This window comes from Duganella phyllosphaerae, from assembly GCF_001758785.1.
Classification (GTDB): domain Bacteria; phylum Pseudomonadota; class Gammaproteobacteria; order Burkholderiales; family Burkholderiaceae_D; genus Rugamonas; species Rugamonas phyllosphaerae.
On sequence record NZ_LROM01000136.1, the window covers coordinates 1 to 15834 of the forward strand.

At 63.5% G+C, this 15834-nt stretch carries 10 protein-coding genes and 1 tRNA gene; 5 read left to right on the top strand and 6 right to left on the bottom strand.

Going from position 1 to position 15834, the window contains the following annotated elements:
* Positions 1 to 52: 52 nt before the first annotated feature.
* Positions 53 to 3799, bottom strand: a complete 3747-nt coding sequence (gene tssM / locus DUPY_RS23265; protein WP_070251542.1) for a type VI secretion system membrane subunit TssM — start codon at positions 3797 to 3799, stop codon at positions 53 to 55.
* Between the two features lie 116 nt (positions 3800 to 3915).
* Positions 3916 to 4752, bottom strand: coding sequence for a M15 family metallopeptidase (locus DUPY_RS23270; RefSeq protein ID WP_070251543.1), 837 nt, complete (start codon positions 4750 to 4752; stop codon positions 3916 to 3918).
* A 120-nt stretch (positions 4753 to 4872) separates the two neighbouring features.
* Here DUPY_RS23270 and DUPY_RS23275 point away from each other — a divergent pair, with 120 nt between their 5' ends.
* A complete protein-coding gene (locus DUPY_RS23275; protein ID WP_070251544.1) occupies positions 4873 to 5787 on the top strand; it encodes a hypothetical protein in 915 nt (304 codons plus the stop codon).
* Between the two features lie 9 nt (positions 5788 to 5796).
* Here DUPY_RS23275 and DUPY_RS23280 read toward each other — a convergent pair whose 3' ends face one another.
* A complete protein-coding gene (locus DUPY_RS23280) occupies positions 5797 to 6252 on the bottom strand; it encodes an Hsp20/alpha crystallin family protein (RefSeq protein ID WP_070251545.1) in 456 nt (151 codons plus the stop codon).
* 244 nt (positions 6253 to 6496) lie between these two features.
* Here DUPY_RS23280 and DUPY_RS23285 point away from each other — a divergent pair, with 244 nt between their 5' ends.
* The 3 genes from DUPY_RS23285 to DUPY_RS23295 all read left to right on the top strand — a co-directional run bounded on the left by DUPY_RS23285 (position 6497) and on the right by DUPY_RS23295 (position 9259).
* On the top strand, positions 6497 to 7696 hold the full coding sequence (locus tag DUPY_RS23285) for a YbfB/YjiJ family MFS transporter (protein ID WP_070251546.1): 1200 nt from the start codon (positions 6497 to 6499) through the stop codon (positions 7694 to 7696).
* Between the two features lie 20 nt (positions 7697 to 7716).
* The gene (locus DUPY_RS23290) at positions 7717 to 7968 is read left to right on the top strand and encodes a type II toxin-antitoxin system RelB/DinJ family antitoxin (RefSeq protein ID WP_071651688.1); all 252 of its coding nucleotides are present in this window, start codon (positions 7717 to 7719) and stop codon (positions 7966 to 7968) included.
* Positions 7969 to 8053: 85 nt separating this feature from the next.
* Positions 8054 to 9259, top strand: coding sequence for a cysteine dioxygenase (locus tag DUPY_RS23295; RefSeq protein ID WP_070251548.1), 1206 nt, complete (start codon positions 8054 to 8056; stop codon positions 9257 to 9259).
* A gap of 57 nt (positions 9260 to 9316) precedes the next feature.
* On the opposite strand, the gene DUPY_RS23300 is transcribed toward DUPY_RS23295, so the two are convergent.
* The 3 genes from DUPY_RS23300 to DUPY_RS23310 form a co-directional block, all read right to left on the bottom strand.
* A tRNA-Asn gene (locus DUPY_RS23300) sits at positions 9317 to 9392 on the bottom strand.
* A 56-nt stretch (positions 9393 to 9448) separates the two neighbouring features.
* The gene (locus DUPY_RS23305; protein ID WP_070251549.1) at positions 9449 to 11635 is read right to left on the bottom strand and encodes a TonB-dependent receptor; all 2187 of its coding nucleotides are present in this window, start codon (positions 11633 to 11635) and stop codon (positions 9449 to 9451) included.
* Positions 11636 to 12049: 414 nt separating this feature from the next.
* Positions 12050 to 12742: a DUF3334 family protein gene (locus tag DUPY_RS23310; protein ID WP_070251550.1), complete on the bottom strand. Its 693-nt coding sequence runs from the start codon at positions 12740 to 12742 to the stop codon at positions 12050 to 12052.
* Between the two features lie 290 nt (positions 12743 to 13032).
* On the opposite strand from DUPY_RS23310, the gene DUPY_RS23315 reads away from it, so the two are divergent.
* Entirely contained in the window at positions 13033 to 15624 is a 2592-nt protein-coding gene (locus DUPY_RS23315; protein ID WP_070251551.1) for a hypothetical protein, read from the top strand.
* Positions 15625 to 15834 lie beyond the last annotated feature (210 nt).

Sequence of the window (15834 nt, forward strand, 5' to 3'; positions counted from 1 at the left end):
CAGCACCCCCGATAGCGACGACAGCGAGCCCGAGCCGCCTGCGCCCCGCCTTTCATGGCGCGGTCCCGGCGACTGCCACGGCCGGTGCGCCGACCACCGTCTCGGGCAACTGCATGCCCTTGAAGCGCTGGCCCGGCGCAGGCGGCTCGGGCTCGCTGTCGTCGCTATCGGGGGTGCTGATGATTTTCAGGCCCATCGCCACCGTCACCGTGCCGCTGGTCCAGCGCAGTTCGAACCCGCCGCCTTCACGCCGCTGCCTGGCTGCGGCGTCGATCATCATTTTCAAGCCCTGTGGGCCAGGCTGATTGAACACGTCCACGCTGCGGCCATCGACGCCGGTGGCGGTAATGCGGGCGCCCTGCACGCCGTTGGGACCAGGATGGACCATGTGCGCCCATTGCGGCGGCGTGTTACGGTAGCGCAGCTGCTGGCCGTCGATATCGACCACGTATTCGAGCGCGCCGGGCGCCGGCAGCGGCTGGATCTGGAACACGGTTTGCGCCGGCGTCGGTGCGGCGGCGCCCGTGCCATCGAGCGGTGCGATCCAGCCGGCAAAGCGCGTGGCCGTTTGCGGCGCCAGCGCAATGCCCATGTCGGCCCAGGTGCGCGGCGCGAGCACGTCGCCGCGCCGCACCACCAGCGGTCCCATGGCGGTGGTGGCAAACTTGGCAACCAGTCCCTCCGGCCCGAAAAAGCGGGCGACGTCGGCGCCGGCCGCCTCGCTACGCGCGTTCGGCGCGAACGGGTACTTGTCGGCCAGCGTCTGCCGGAACGGCTCGACCACCTGCGCCAGCCAGGTCTTGTTGATCTCCGCTTCGGCCGGTGCGATCAGCACCGCGAAGGTCTGCATCAGTGGGCGCACCAGCAGCGGCCGGATGGCCTGCTTCTGGCTGTCGCTCATGCCGTTCATCATCTGCTCGTCCACGTGGCGCAGCGCATCGGCAAGCTCGGAGCCGGTGCCCTCCAGCGTCTGCTGCATGAACTGGCGTGCGCCGGGGCCGGGGTCACCCTGGTTTTTCAGCTGGTTGAGGCGACCGCGCAGCTTCGACAGGGTGTGCAGATAGCCGTCCAGCAGCGAAGCATTCTTGTCGCGCGCCGCCAGCAGTCTGGCCACGCCGGCGAACTCGCGCCCGATCGGCCCCATTGGCTGGTCTGCGGCGTTCGGCAATTGCAGGTTGATGTTCACCTGCGACGACGCTCGCCGCAGCACGCGGTTCTTGATCCAGTTGACGAAGCCGCCCTGCGCCGCCTGCAGTTCCGCGTTCATCACCGACGGGTTGTCCCACGAGGTTTGCTGATCGATGGTTGCGAGCAGTTTAGCCAGCGGCGACGACTGCGGATCGCCAAGCCGGTTCATGGCGACAACGGCGGCACCAAGGCTATCGAGGTTGGCGACGGTGACGCCGGTGACGAACTTTTGCCATTCGCGCGCGTAGTCGGCCTTGTACAAGTCGGTAAGGCCCTTCTGGATCTGTTCCGGGCTGCCTTCGAGCGTCAGGTCGTCACGGGTAGCGCTCTTGAGCACCCAGTCGGTGCTTTGCAGTTCGCGCGCAGCGGCCTCGCGGAAGGCCGGCTGCACGTATTTTTCCCAGGCCTCGCGGGTGTAGGCGCCGGCAATCGCATGGCTGCCGGCCACCAGCGCCTGGTCCTGTTCGCCCACCATGCGCGACACCGTCATGGCCGGGAAGCGGGTATTGGCGCGCGCCCGGATGTCGGCGTACACGCGTTCGCGCGCCGGCATGCCGCGCACCACGCGGCGCAGGTTCTCGCGCGACTGGTCCACCAGCGCCAGCTTCGGTTCGATGCGCGGCCACGACGGATCGGCCACCTGCGCCAGGTAGAACGTCAGCAGCCGCTCGGCCGCCTGGATCATCTGCTCGCGCGACATGGCGCCGCGCTGACTCTCGAGCCAGCCGCGCCAGTAACGGGTCAGCTGGTCGTTCAGGTGGCCCGGCTCGGCGTGGGATTTATCGGCCAGCATCAGGTACGTTTTCAAGGCGTTGTAGGCATCGTCCACGTTGACGGCGGACGCCTGCTGGAATTGCGCGGCCTCGGTAACGGCCGTGGTCTGCATGGTCTCCGCAGCAGACGGGCCTTCGCCGCCGGATGCGTGCAGCTGGTCGGCATGGGTGTTCATCGCCGTCAGCAGTTCTTCCAGGTTGGCGACCACCGGCTTGACCATCACCTCCCTGACGCCGGCAAAATACTCGGCGCGCAGCTTTTGCTCGAGCAGCTCGCCCTGGTACAGCCCCATGCGCAGTGACCAGGGCCGCTCGTCGCGGTAGCGCTCCAGCTGATCGATACGGTCCTGCAGGACCGCCAGCGCCTCCAGCCGCGACTGCAAATCGAGGCGCCCCTGCTGCAGCTTGATCACCTGGTCCAGGTCCGCCTGCACATTGTTCACCAGTTGGCGGTTGCCCAGGTACGACCAGCCCCACCCACCGAGCGCGCCGCCCAGCAGCAGCATCGCCGTGAAGAATGCAGCGTACCTCAGGCGCACCTGGTGGCGGCTGGCATACTGCGAAACTAGGTCCTTGTCGGCGAAGATCACGTTGCGAAACAGGTTGAAGAGGAAAAAGCCCGAGTGGCCAGTGCCGGCACGCGCAGCGGCGCCGCGCTCGGTCGCCTGCAAGCCGAAGCGCTGCGCCACGTGCTGCGACTGCGCGCTGACCGGCAATCCTTCCTGCAGCGCGCTGGTGAAGTAGTAGCCGCGAAACAGCGGCTTGAACTGGTACGGATTTTCCTCGAACAGCGCGGCCAGGAAGGCGCGCAGCGGCGCACGCAAGGTGGAAAATTCGAGCGGGAACGTGAACACGCCCGGGTCCATGCGGTCGCGCCGCTGCTGGCCCATGTTGGCGATCGAGAGCGCCTTGAGGCCGTCGCACAATTCATCAAAACTATGGTCAAAGAAGGCCAGGATCTGGCCGCTGGCGTGCTTGCGTCGATAGGGCATGGTGGCGCCCCACACACGTTCGCGCTCGGCCCGTTCGGCCTGGGCGAAAAACTCGCCGAAGCCGGCCACCAGGTCGGCCTTGGTAAACACCACGTACACCGGCGCAAACACCTCCAGCCGCTCGATCAGGTCCTGCACCCGCTTGCGCAGGCCGCGCGCCAGCTGGATGGCGGCGTCCGGATCGTCGCCGCGCAGTTCGGCGATGCTGACCGCGATCAGGATGCCGTTGATCGGCGCCCGGCGCCGGTATTTTTTCAAGAGGTCGAGAAAGCCGAACCACTCGGCGCGGTGCTGGTCCATCACCGAGTAGCGACCGGCGGTGTCGAGCAGAATGCCGTCGGGCGTGAAGAACCAGTCGCAATTACGGGTGCCGGCCACGCCCTGCACCACCTTGCCGTCAGCGAACGGGAACTGCAGGCCCGAATTGGTGATCGCCGTGCTTTTGCCCGCCGCCGGATTGCCGATCACCATGTACCACGGCAGCTCGTACAAGGCCCGCGCGCCGGCCACGATGCCCAGGCGCGAACCCTTGATGGTGTCGATGGCCTTGAGCAGGCCCTCGCGGATGGCTTTGACTTCTTCCACCGAGTGATCGCGCTCAATGGCCTCGGCCGGCGTGGGCGCGGTGATGGCTTGCGCCAGTTGTTCAGCGTCGCTGCCGGCGCGGCGGCGGCGCCACCACCATATGCCAGCGGTAACGAGCAGCATCAGTACGGAGGCGCCCAGGGCCCAGATCAGCGCCAGCTCCAGCACTTCTGCGCCCAGGTAGAACAGCGCCGCCATGGCGATCAGACCGGCGATCGTCAGGCGGTGGGCATCGGTGATGTAATTCCAGAATCGTCGCATCGGCAGGCTCACGGGCAGGCAGCAGAATTCGGCGCCTGGGCAGAAGGCGGACCGATCAATGTTGCCACCTGGATTGCCAGCAAATCTTGAGCAATAACAACAATAGCCACCTGGAACTATTTAGCGAGCGTGCCGGCCACGCGCAGCTCGGCATGGCCGAAATCCATCATCTTCCAGCGCCCGCCCCAGGTCAGCCCCACCGACTGCGCCACCTCGCCGTACAGCTGGTAGCCGCGCATGGCCCATGGATCTTTTTCCGAGATCACCAGCTTGCCGTCACGCACAAAGGCGCAATCGGCGGCGAGGCCAAACTGGTGATAGCTCTGGAATGCGCGCGCATTGGTGACTGCCGGGCCGGCCGCCGCCAGCGCATTCTGCCGCTCGGGGCTGCGATAGCCTTCGAGTATCGCCATGTCGTATCCGTGCTGTTCCTTCATGATGCGAAACACCACCAGCAAGCGGCGCGAAAAGTCGGGGTCGAGCAGCTGCCAGTTGCGGTTGGCGCTGTCGAGCATGGGCCGTACCAGCGTGACTTCGGCGGTGGTAAATACCGGTGGCGGCAGCGCGGCCGGGGCCGCCAGCCGTTCGCCCTTGAGCAGCAGCGCCACCTGCTCGTTGGTGACGCGATGGTCCTCGTAGCCGTTTAACATGGTCGGGCTGCTGAGCACCAGCGCCAGCAGCGGCGGCACCGTCAGCAGCACCGTAGCGGCCACCAGCAACGGCCAGCGCCGCCACAGCAAGTGCGCGCCACCGGCCAGGCCAGCGCGCGCGCCGCGACCGAGCACGCCGGCTTGCAGCACACCGTGGGCCGCCCGGCTGCGCAGGTGCTGCTCGATGCGGCCGGCCACACCGGTCACTGCCTGCGCCAGCAGCGTCCGCCCGGCGGGAAACAGCAGCAGCCACGCACCGGCGCAGACCACGACAAAAAACATCAGCATGGAAAAGAGAAACATGGTGCGCTCCGTCAACAACGGGGCGCGCTGCCGGATGGACACTGGCAGGCGGCCGCAAAACCCGATGGTATGCCGGCCGGCAATTCGCGTGAAAGACCAGATCAAACCCGGGAGATAAATGTGGACACCTTCAAGCAGATGCCGAACCTTATGGGTGCGAGCCATCGACCGTTACATGGTGCGGCCGATCGCAACCGGCGCATCCTGGCGCAACTGGAACACGGGCCCAAGGCTTCCAGCCGCGCCAACCATCCGGTCCGCGCCTCGCGTCTTGACGGCTGGACCATGGGCCTGGTCGTGCTGTTGCTGACCATTGGCGGCGTGGCCTGGCTGATGCACGAGGAAACGATTACGCCGGTGACGTTCAAGCGTCACGCGGACGGCGGCCGCAGCGCAGCCGACCTATTCGCGCAGACCACGGCGACGGCGCCTGCAACGACTGCCGCGCCCGTCCGGTCAGCGACAGCGACGCCAACCGCAGAAACGATGGCGTTGGCAGGAACCGCGCCAGTGGCGGCCAACGCAGCCACTCGCAACGACGACGGCGACCGCCCGGCGGCGATCATCGACGCGCACCATGGAACGCCGGCAATGGGGTTGGCAGCAACACCAGCGGCGCCACGCACGCTCACCGGCGGCGCGCCCAAGACGCCCGATTCGACCAACTTGCGCGCTACGTCCGCCAAGGTGGCCAAGACCGCCGACAACGCCGGCGCCCACCAGAACACAGCCGCGGTAAGCGGCACACTGGCGCCGAAGACACCACGCAGACACCCGGGCTCGAGCCCGAGCCCGGGTACCACCAGCGACTCCGACGTCACCCTGCTGACCGCGCTGGTCGCCCACGCCGGCAAGCCTGCCAGCGTGGCGCCAGAGCGCAGCCGCGACGTGGTCGAACGCGCGAACGGCGTGCCGACCGCGGACTTGCTGGGGCGCTGCAAACAGCTCGGCCTGATGGAAGGGATGCTGTGCCGCTCGCGCATCTGCTCTGGCAGCTGGGAGTCGGACCCGGCCTGCAGCGCGCCCGCGCAATAACTTGCAGGATTACTGGATCGCCAGTTGCTTGCCGCCGGCGCCCATTTTCTTCGGCAGCGTCAGGCTCAGCACGCCGTTCTCGTAACGGGCCTCGGCCTGGTCGTCATCGACTTCCTGCGGCAGCGTGAAGCTGCGCTGCACCTGGCCGTAGTAGCGCTCGCTGCGCAGGTTGCCGGCACTGCCGCTGCCGGCGGCATCGGCGCTTTTTTCGTTCTTGACCTCGGCGCTGAGCGACACCTGGTTGCCGTGGATCGAGACCTTGATGTCTTCCTTCTGCACACCCGGCAGCTCGGCCTTGACCAGGTAGTGCTGCTCGGTTTCCGAGACATCCATGCGCATGCGCGGCATTTGCTCGGTACGCCAGGCCGGGCCGGCCAGGTCGCGGAACAATTCGTCGATATCGCGCAGGGGATCGAAACGGGTGAGATCGCGGAACGGATCGATACGCATCAGACTGTTCGCCATGACATCCTCCTTGGATTGTGGGTTGATGGACTGATCATGATAAAAATCGACTGCGGCGCTTCGTTTGATCCGTATCAAATCCTGCGAGGGCGCAGGGGTGCTTACGTGCATGTTGACGGTCTTCAGCCTACTGTGCATCATTGGTATCCGAAATGACGGGAGGTTGATCATGAAGACAAGTCGCACCAACAGTGACCGCGCTGTCCGACTTGCCCGCATTGTCGCCTGCCACGGGGCCTGAGCCATGCCAGCACCGCGCTCAACGCTCCGGACCGCCGCCGCGCTCTCGCTGGGGGCCGCGATTGCGCTGGGCCTGACGCGCTTTTCGTATGGCTTGCTGCTGCCGCCCATGCGCGACGATCTTGGCTGGTCCTACCTGCTGGCCGGCTCCATGAACACCTATAACGCGCTCGGCTATTTTCTCGGCGCCCTGAGTACTCCCGCGCTGATGCGGCGGGTCGGCGTCTGGCGCCTGCTGGTGACGGGAGCCGTCGCCGCGAGCGTGATCATGCTGGCGGCGGGCCTGACGACCGATACCGTGCTGCTGGCCCTGCAGCGCCTGGGTGCCGGCATCGCCAGCGCGTTTATCTTCATCACTGGCGGCGTGCTGGCGGCCCGGCTCGGCTCACAACACAGCGGCCGTGCGGGGCTGATCATCGGCCTGTATTACGGCGGCACCGGCATCGGCATCACCGTGTCCGCCCTGCTGGTGCCGGCCGCCATTGCGCTGGCATCGCACTACCGCGCCTCACATCTTTGGCAATGGGCATGGTGGGCAATGGCGGCGGCCTGCCTGCTGGGTACCGCCATCATGGCGCGGCCCGCCAGGGCGATCGGCGACGCCCCGCCTGCCGTCGCCGGAACGCGCAGCTTTGCGGTGCACGACTTTGCCTTCGGCCTGGGCAGCTATTTCATGTTCGGCGTGGGCTATATCGGCTACATGACGTTCGTGGTGGCGCTGCTCAAGCAGCAAGGCATGCAGGCCGGACTGATCACCGGCTTCTATGCGCTGCTGGGCCTGGCAGTGGTCGCCTCATCGCGCATCTGGGCCAGCATGCTCGACCATTTCAAGGGCGGCGAATCGTTGGCCATCCTCAACGCCCTGCTGGCCACTGTCACGATCCTGCCTGCATTGACGGGCGCGGCGCCAGTGGTATTTCTGTCGGGGCTGGTGTTCGGCGGCGTGTTCCTGTCGGTCGTCGCATCGACCACCGCGCTGGTGCGGCACAACCTGCCGCAGGCAGCCTGGTCGGCAGGCATCAGCGCGTTCACCACCGCCTTCGCGCTCGGACAAATTGTCGGCCCCAGCATGGTGGGCTGGATCGCCGACGGGCCGGCGGGTCTCGAGCGTGGGCTGATGGCGTCGGCCGGTGCGTTGCTGATTGCTGCTGTGCTGGGCGGGCGGCAGAAGGCGTTGGCCGAGTTAACGGTGCTTAGGGCGTGATAATGTGACAGGAGTAACTAATGGCAACCAACACTTCAATGCTGCACGTCCGCGTGGACGCGGAGCTCAAAGCTCAGTCAAGTGAAATACTGGCGTCGATGGGCCTGACCATGTCCGATGCGGTGAGCATGTTGCTGCGCCGCGTGGTTGCCGAGCAAGCTTTCCCGCTGGACCTGAAAGTGCCGAATGCAGCAACCCGCGCTGCAATGATCGAAGCCCGAGCACTCATGGCCGAGCGTTGCGCCCGCCTCGGTGAAAAACCAATCAAGTGACAATGCGCGCATTTCCAGCCCGGTCCTGTCTTATATAGTTGGAGTTGCCTAACGGCATTCTAACTATCTACGAGGACAGATCACCATGACGAGTTTGCAAGCCCCGAAACAGCGCGTCAGTTTGCACTACGCGGTTGCCACCGATAACGGCGCGGTATTGCCGATCAAGGGTCAAGGGACAGTATCGATCAAGCCCGATGTCGTCGACGACACCCTACGATTTGTGTTTACTACCGAAGCAGGCAGCGCGCTGGAGGTGGCGATCAGCCGCACACGTTTCAGCATCGACTGCAGAACCGGCAGTGACCTCACCAACCTGGTGACATCGAAAGACGAAAAGCTGCTGCTTACCCTGCCCGAACTCAGGCAACCGTACTGGGTCAGCATCGACAGCAACAATATGCGCGTCCGCTACGGCAAGGGCGAAATGCTGCGTCACCTGATGCTGCTCGAATTTCAATGGGATACCGAATCGACCTACGCGTTGAAGGACTTCAGCAAAGACCTGCGCCATGTCGACATCAAAGGTACCGTGAAGGACCACCTGCGGGTGATGCAGATCCCTGTCACGCTCGATCCGCCACCGACCGTCATCCCGACGTCGGCCATTACCATGGAAGTCATCGCCGGAAACAGCGCCTCGGTGGTCAACGACCTTTCCCCGGTGTGCCAGCGCCTGTACGCCAACGTTGCCGGCCCCGGCATCACCCTCAATTCGCCGGACTTCCCGGAGTTCGCCCAGGCGATCCAGTATTCCATCGTCACCGAGGGCGCGCTCTGCAACAGCAAGCTCAAGAAAAAGGAAGAAGAGTTCGGCTACCTGCGCATCACGCTCGACACCAATATGGGCGACTCCCCCGGCCAGCCTTACGTGCTCGAGATCTGGCCGGCGGGTAATGGCTCGCCGATCCATGACCATGGCAAAGCCTGCGCCGTGATCAAGGTACTGCATGGGCAAATTCAGGTGTCATGGTTCAGCTCGCTCAGCCCGAAACTGCTCACGCCCTGGGGCAGCATGATCGCCCATGCCGGCGATGTGACCTTCCTCACGCCCGACTACTACCAGATCCACCAACTGAAAAATCCGTCACCGAAAGCCGGCGGCGACTTCTGCGCGACCATCCAGTGCTACCGCTACCCGGACGACGACGAGGCGCATTACGAATACTTCGATTACATCGAGAACGGTCAAATCGAGCACTTCTCGCCGGACTCCGACTGGGAGTACCTGGACTTCAAAAAGAAGATCCGGGAAGAGTGGGGAAAAGCGATGGAGACGGCTGCAAAATAAGGGGCCAATGCAAAAAGCCCAACCGGTAAAGGCTGGGCTTTTCGATGCTACAAATTCTGGCTCCCCGACCTGGACTCGAACCAGGGACCTGCGGATTAACAGTCCGTCGCTCTACCAACTGAGCTATCAGGGAAAAGAGGCCGCATTATATACGGCCCTTTGTCAGCTGTCTACGCTGAACGGCGACTTTTAAAAATTGCCGCGGAACTGGGCGCCGAACTGGCGTGGCTCGTTCACGAAACCGGTGCGGTTGTTGAAGTCGATGCCGCCGATGATGCGCGCGGTGTTGGTGATGTTGCGGCCGAATGCTGCCACTTCATACTTGCCGCCATCCCAGTTGTAGCCCACGCGTACGCCGCCTTCGACCATCGACTTGCCGGTGAACTCTTTCGACTCGTACAGGAAGAAGTTGATCTTGCTGCGGTAAGCCCAGTCGGTCAGCACGAACAGGTTGCCGTTTTCCAGCGCCCAGTTGTAGCGGGCGGTGGCGTTGACGGTGTACTTCGGCGCCTGTGGCAGTGCGTTGCCGTCGATGCGGGCGAAGCCGTTGGCGTCGACCGGATCGGTTACGGTGCAGCGGAGTGGGTTGCAGGTGGCCACGCGCAGCGACGGATCCTTGATCTCGGTGAAGTTGTACGAACCGCCTGCAGTCACCTTGAAGGCCGGGGTGATGAAGGCTTCGAAGTCGGCTTCCACGCCGCGACCCTTGGTCTTGGCAGCGTTGATCAGCTGGTTGGCGTTGGACAGGCCGCCGACCACGGTCAGTTGCTGGTTCTTGACTTCGTAGTTATAGACGCTGAAGTTGGCGCGGGCGCGACGGTTGAACAGGTCGGCCTTGATACCGGCTTCGTACGAGGTGATGGTTTCCGCATCGGCCACGGTGATCGGCACTGCTGCCGAAGCGGCTGCAATACTCGGCGCGCGGAAGCCGGTCGCCACGCGGGCGTAGGCATTCACGTCCGGGTTGATCTTGTAGGTCAGGCTGGCGTCCCAGTTGGCCTTGCTCTTGTCGGCATCGGCCGTGCTTGGGCCAACTTGCGCCACGTTGATGTTGGTGACGGTGCGGAAGTCCTTCTTGTCGTTGGTGTAGCGCACGCCGCCACGCAGCACCAGGTCGCTGCTCAGGTCGTAGGTGACCGAACCGAAGATGGCCTTGGCGGTGTTGTTCTGATGGCTTACCAGGCGCGAGGTGCGGATGCCGGCGGTGTCGAAGTTGTCGGTCAGGCCTTCGGCGCTTTCCTTGAACCAGTACACACCGGTCTGCCAGTTCAGCGGACCGGCGTTTTTCGATTCGACGCGGAATTCCTGGCTGTACTGCTTCAGGTAGCTCAGGCCACCTGCGGTCTCGACCTGGAATGGCACGCCCGGCTGGTTCGGGAAACCGCCGTCGATGTCGCCACGGCTCAGGTAGTCGTCCACGCCTTCGTAGCCGGTGATCGAGAACAGCTTGACCGCACCCAGGTCCCACGACAGGCGCGCGTTGGCGCCGTTGGTGCGCAGGTGCTGGCCGTTCTGCGCATTGGTGCCGATCTTGGTGAAGTCGTAGCCGTCGGCGAAGTCGTTGGTGCCTTGGCGGATCAGGTTGGCACGGAACAGGCGCGCGCTGCCGGTAGTCGAACGCGAGTGCACATTGAACAGCGCGTTGAAAGTGGTGCTGGGCTTGTACAGGAACTGCACGCGCTCGGCGTGTTCGTTGTAGCCTTCCAGCGAATCTTTGGCGCCGGTAAAGGTGTTGTCGACGAAGTCGTCACGGTGCTGGCGCAGGGTCGATACGCGCATCGCCCATTCGCTCGACAGCGGCACGTTGGCGGCGCCTTCGAGGTTGATGGTGTTGTGGGTGGCGGCCGACAGGCTGTAATAGCCTTCCACTTTGTCCAGGTTCGGCTTGGCCGATTCGAACTTGACCACGCCGGCCGGGGTGTTGCGGCCAAACAGCGTGCCTTGCGGGCCGCGCAGCACTTCCACGCCGGCCAGGTCGAACATCGGGAAACCTTTCAGGATGCCGTTTTCCTGCACGACGTCATCGTAGATCAACGACACTGGCTGCGAGGCAAAAGCGTTGAAGTCGGTGTTGCCGTAGCCGCGGATGTAGAAGCGCGGGAAGGTACGGCCGTTCGACGATTCGATGTTCAGCGACGGCACTTTGCCAGCCAGCACGCGGATGTCCTGGCCGCCGGACAACAGCACGTCGAGGCGCTCGTCCTTGAGCATCGTGACCGATACCGGCACGTCCTTGATGTTTTCAGCGCGACGCTGGGCGGTCACCACGACGGTTTCCAGTTGTGGTTGGGTGGCGGTCTGGGCCAGGGCGGCGCCCATCGGCATAACGGCGCTCAGCGCCAGCAGGCGCTTGTGCATCTTGGACAGTTTGATCATTCGAATTCCCGATTTAATTGGCTAGCTAAAGAGTGCGAAAAGAGTGCAAAACAGTGTCTCCTGTCTTCTCTTTGGTGTTCTGGCTCCGCTGATCATCTGTCGCGACCATGGCGGTTCAAGCGGGGCGATGCATCTTGAAGATGTCTAGAATGCACCCGCTTTGAGAAAGGCGGTATTTTCTTTCATTGATAGGTGGTATTGCAAGCCGAATATATAGCCCGGCCGCTGAAGTGTTAGATATTCGGTACACAACGGCTGTAAACAGAATATAAAAAGGCGCCCGGCTGGGAGCGGGGCGCCTTTTGGCTGAATCATCAATATTGTTTAGGGCGTTACGCCGGGTCGATTGAGCGCGACTTTTTTTCTGCGATCATCACGGTGGGTGTGTGAAAAACACCACACCCTCTACATGCATTACATGCCCAGTGAGCGCAGCAGGTCGGAGTTGTCGTCCTCGTCATCGGCCGGCGTGTACTGCGACGCCTTGCCGCCCCTGGCGTGCTCCGCATCCATCAGGGCATCGGCATCGGTTTCCTCGTTGGCGTCGAAGTCGTGCAAACGGATAAACTCGGTGCGGTCGATCGCCAGTTCCAGGTAGAAGATGTTGTTTTTCTCGGTGTAAAAGGTCACGCGGCGGATTTCCGGGCGGTCCAGCGGCGTATCGACGTTGAGCATCACCTGCTTGTTGAGCACCAGCATTTTCGGCTGGTTCTGGGTGATGTTGGTTTGCAGTTCGCGGCGCACCTTGCCGGTGAAGTCGCCAACGATCTGGTTCATCAGCTCGCCCATGATGTTGGACACCTCGTCCGACGTGTGGGCAGTCGCCAGTTCCGACTTCGGCATGCCCATGGTTAGCATGTAGCGCTCGTAGATTTCCATCGCGGTGGCGGCGCTGAAATTGAGCACCACCAGGCCGGTAAAGCCACCGTCGAACAGCACGAAGCAACCGATGTCCGGCTTTAGGCCGATCTTGGTAATGCGCTGCACCATGCCCGAATAGTTCACGCGGCTCTGCGTGGCCACATTGATCACGCGCGAGACGGAATCGCACAAGCTCTTGAGCACATCCTCGGTGCCGTAGACAACCACTTCTTTTTCAAAACTCATGGTGAACCTCTGTGACCTTTTCAATTGTAAAAACCTGGGTGCGGGTGCGCGCTGCGCAACGACCACGTCCCGAGTAAGAAGAATAACCAGATGCAAGATTCACGTCCACCGATACCTGCAATTTCATGAAACATTTGTGCCGAATTGCAAATTCTGTGAGCCTTCCGCCTATCTCCCATAGCAGACCTTGTTCGTTTCAAATCGAATTTGATTTCCGGTAACATTCTTTGGCAATACCGCCTGATCAATCATATCGAATTGACATCACAACCAATCCCCGGGGAAAACCAATGAACAACTTACGATTACGGTTAAGGACGGCGTGCGCGCTGGCTGCGGCCGCCTTGCTGGCCGCCTGCGGCGCCGGTGACAGCACCGACCAGCAAGCGTCAGCCAAGGCATCGCGCCTGGCCGCCACCACCGTGGTGGCCGCCAGCGACGCCCTGGTACTGCCGCTCGAGGTGCTGGGCAACGGCTCGCCAGCCGCACCGGTGATCGCCGAGGCGCGGCTGGGACTGGCGGCCGACAAGCTCGGCGCCGCGACACAATTGTGGTTCCAATGCCACCGCTGCGGCTTCTATGGCGCGCCCGAGTTCGAGGCCACCACCGCCCTGCCCGTCAAGATCAAGGCCAGCATCCGCATCCTCGGCGGCGCCGGCGACGACAGCAACACGCCCTGGATCGATGTTACCGACGCCAACATGGTGCTGGCCGACGACGAGCGCCTGCATGGCGGCGTCAACGGCGGCTTCTACACCACCCGCATTACCCTGCCGCTCGACGCTGCTGCCAAGGCGCGGCTGGTGGCGCTGCCGGGCATGAACCGCATCCAGTTCCGCTTCAACGGCACCGACGGCGAATCGAACGGCTACCGCATCCTCAACCTGCAATTGCAGGACGCCAGCGCGGCGCAGGTGGACACCACCGCCGTGCAGCGTTTCGACCCGCTGAGCGAGCGCGGCACCGGCAACCTGGCGCAGGCCGATATCGATGCCGGCAAGGCGCTGTGGTATGCCCACGGCAGCAACGTCAAGTCGGCCATCGTCACCCGCAAGCTGCAGGCCGCGTGCGCCTCGTGCCACGCCGACAACGGCCGCGACCTGCAATACTTCAATTATTCGAACAATGCCATCGTCCAGCGCAGCCGCTTCCACGGCCTGTCCGACACGCAAGGCGCGCAGATCGCCGCCTTCCTGCGTTCGTCGCTCAAGGACGTGCCGTACGTGGGCAAGGCGCGGCCATGGAATCCGCCGTACCAGCCTGGCCCCGGCCTCGACTGCACTACCGCCGCCTGCGCCACCGAATGGTCGGCCGGCGCCGGCCTCGACGCGGTATTGACTACCCCGGCGGACGCCATGAAAGCGCTGTTCGGCAAACCTCTCAACGCGCCGCTGGCACTGACCCAGGCCGACATTGACCGCGTGATGAATCCGAACGCCACCATGAACGTGCGCGAGACCGCGATCCCGATGCAGTTCCCCGACTGGAACGCCTGGCTGCCCACTACCCACCCGCTCGACATCTGGCCGACCGCAGCGGACGGCAGCGGCTTTACCAACGGCATCCAGCACCCGAACGAAGGCTGGCAGAATCCGAACGGCCGTTACCACGACCTGATCAACTGGTTCGAGCAGCACAAGAACCCCAACGGCAACCGCGCCGACTACAGCCACCTGATCCCCGACCTGCGCGTGCAGATCAACGCCATGATGACCTTTACCGGCTGGGACGCGTATAAGTTCCTCGGCGGCGGACGCGGCAACCACGTCGCCGACAACGGCCAGCAATACGGCGCCCAGCGCGGCGCGGCCTACCTGCAAACCCTGGCCAACAGCACCACCATGTCAGCGGCCAAGCCACGCGACTTCACCACCAACGCCTTCATCGAGCGCTCGGTGGCCAGCATGCTGCACTGGAACGCGGTCAAGCAATGGGAACTGGCGCAGGACTACCAGCTCGAAGGCAACCAGACCTGGTTCATCGGCGACAAGGACAAAACCACCGGCCAGTGGAAAGGCCGCGGCGAAGCGCACGGCTGGCCGTTCCAGTCGGTGAGCCTGTTCTTCCTGGCGCCGCACATGGTGTACCAGGAGGACAAGAACACCTCGGGCAAGATCACGCGCGAATGGTACACGGCTTGGGAGGCGGACAATATAGTCGGCTCCTATTACCGCAGCAACCAGTGGTACCAGTTGCAGATGACGGTCAACCCGGGCGGCCAGAGCGGCTGGGTCAACTATCCGATGGACTGGCCGTACCTGACCGCGTTCGACGAGTACATCGGCGACCTGGTCGGTTCGAACACGCCGGCCGCGCGCGCGCTGCAAAACAGCCACAACATCCGCCTGCTGCAGGGACGGATCAAGGGCGCGCAGTACGTCAACAATGACATCCCGATCTGGGACCCGAACGGCCCGACCGGCTACGACAACGCCGCCCGCTACGGCCGCGCCCAGATCGTCAAGCACCTGGCCACCGCCAACTTCCTCGACAAGGCTACCCGCGAAGGCGTGCAACCGGCGCGCTACCGCTTCCTCGACGAACTGCAATCGGGGCTGTACCTGAAGACCGTGAACGGCGCCATCGGCCAGTTCAACGCCCTTTACACCTGGCAACCGGTGAACGCCTGGCGCCGCTGCGACCCCGGCAATACCCAGCTCGGCGAACCGGAAAACGTCGCCGGCTTCCGCTACTGCCTCGACCAGGCCAAGTCGCCGCTGGGCCAGTACAGCAACGGCGATTACTACATGATCACCAACTCGATCGGCCAGGTAACCACCGAGCAGACCGAGCAGTACGGGCTGTGGAAGGCGACGCAGATGGGTGTGGAGCCTGGGCGGTTGAAGGTGTGGCGTGATTGGACCGAGGCCGTCTGGCCTTAAGGTACGGAACTTCAGGGTCAGTGCCGACATTTGGACACGAGCCCAGCCATTTAATGGTTGAGGCGGTGTCCGAATGTCGGCACTGACCCCGAGGTACTGACCCCGAGGTAGGAGGTAAACGAAAAAAGCCACGTTTTTCAACGTGGCTTTTCTGTATTCTGGCTCCCCGACCTGGACTCGAACCAGGGACCTGCGGATTAACAGTCCGTC

Coding starts and splice junctions, on each gene's coding strand:
- tssM (WP_070251542.1), bottom strand. CDS start 3,799: ATGCGACGATTCTGGAATTACATCACCGATGCCCACCGCCTGACGATC.
- DUPY_RS23285 (WP_070251546.1), top strand. CDS start 6,497: ATGCCAGCACCGCGCTCAACGCTCCGGACCGCCGCCGCGCTCTCGCTG.
- DUPY_RS23280 (WP_070251545.1), bottom strand. CDS start 6,252: ATGGCGAACAGTCTGATGCGTATCGATCCGTTCCGCGATCTCACCCGT.
- DUPY_RS23290 (WP_071651688.1), top strand. CDS start 7,717: ATGGCAACCAACACTTCAATGCTGCACGTCCGCGTGGACGCGGAGCTC.
- DUPY_RS23295 (WP_070251548.1), top strand. CDS start 8,054: ATGACGAGTTTGCAAGCCCCGAAACAGCGCGTCAGTTTGCACTACGCG.
- DUPY_RS23310 (WP_070251550.1), bottom strand. CDS start 12,742: ATGAGTTTTGAAAAAGAAGTGGTTGTCTACGGCACCGAGGATGTGCTC.
- DUPY_RS23270 (WP_070251543.1), bottom strand. CDS start 4,752: ATGTTTCTCTTTTCCATGCTGATGTTTTTTGTCGTGGTCTGCGCCGGT.
- DUPY_RS23315 (WP_070251551.1), top strand. CDS start 13,033: ATGAACAACTTACGATTACGGTTAAGGACGGCGTGCGCGCTGGCTGCG.
- DUPY_RS23305 (WP_070251549.1), bottom strand. CDS start 11,635: ATGATCAAACTGTCCAAGATGCACAAGCGCCTGCTGGCGCTGAGCGCC.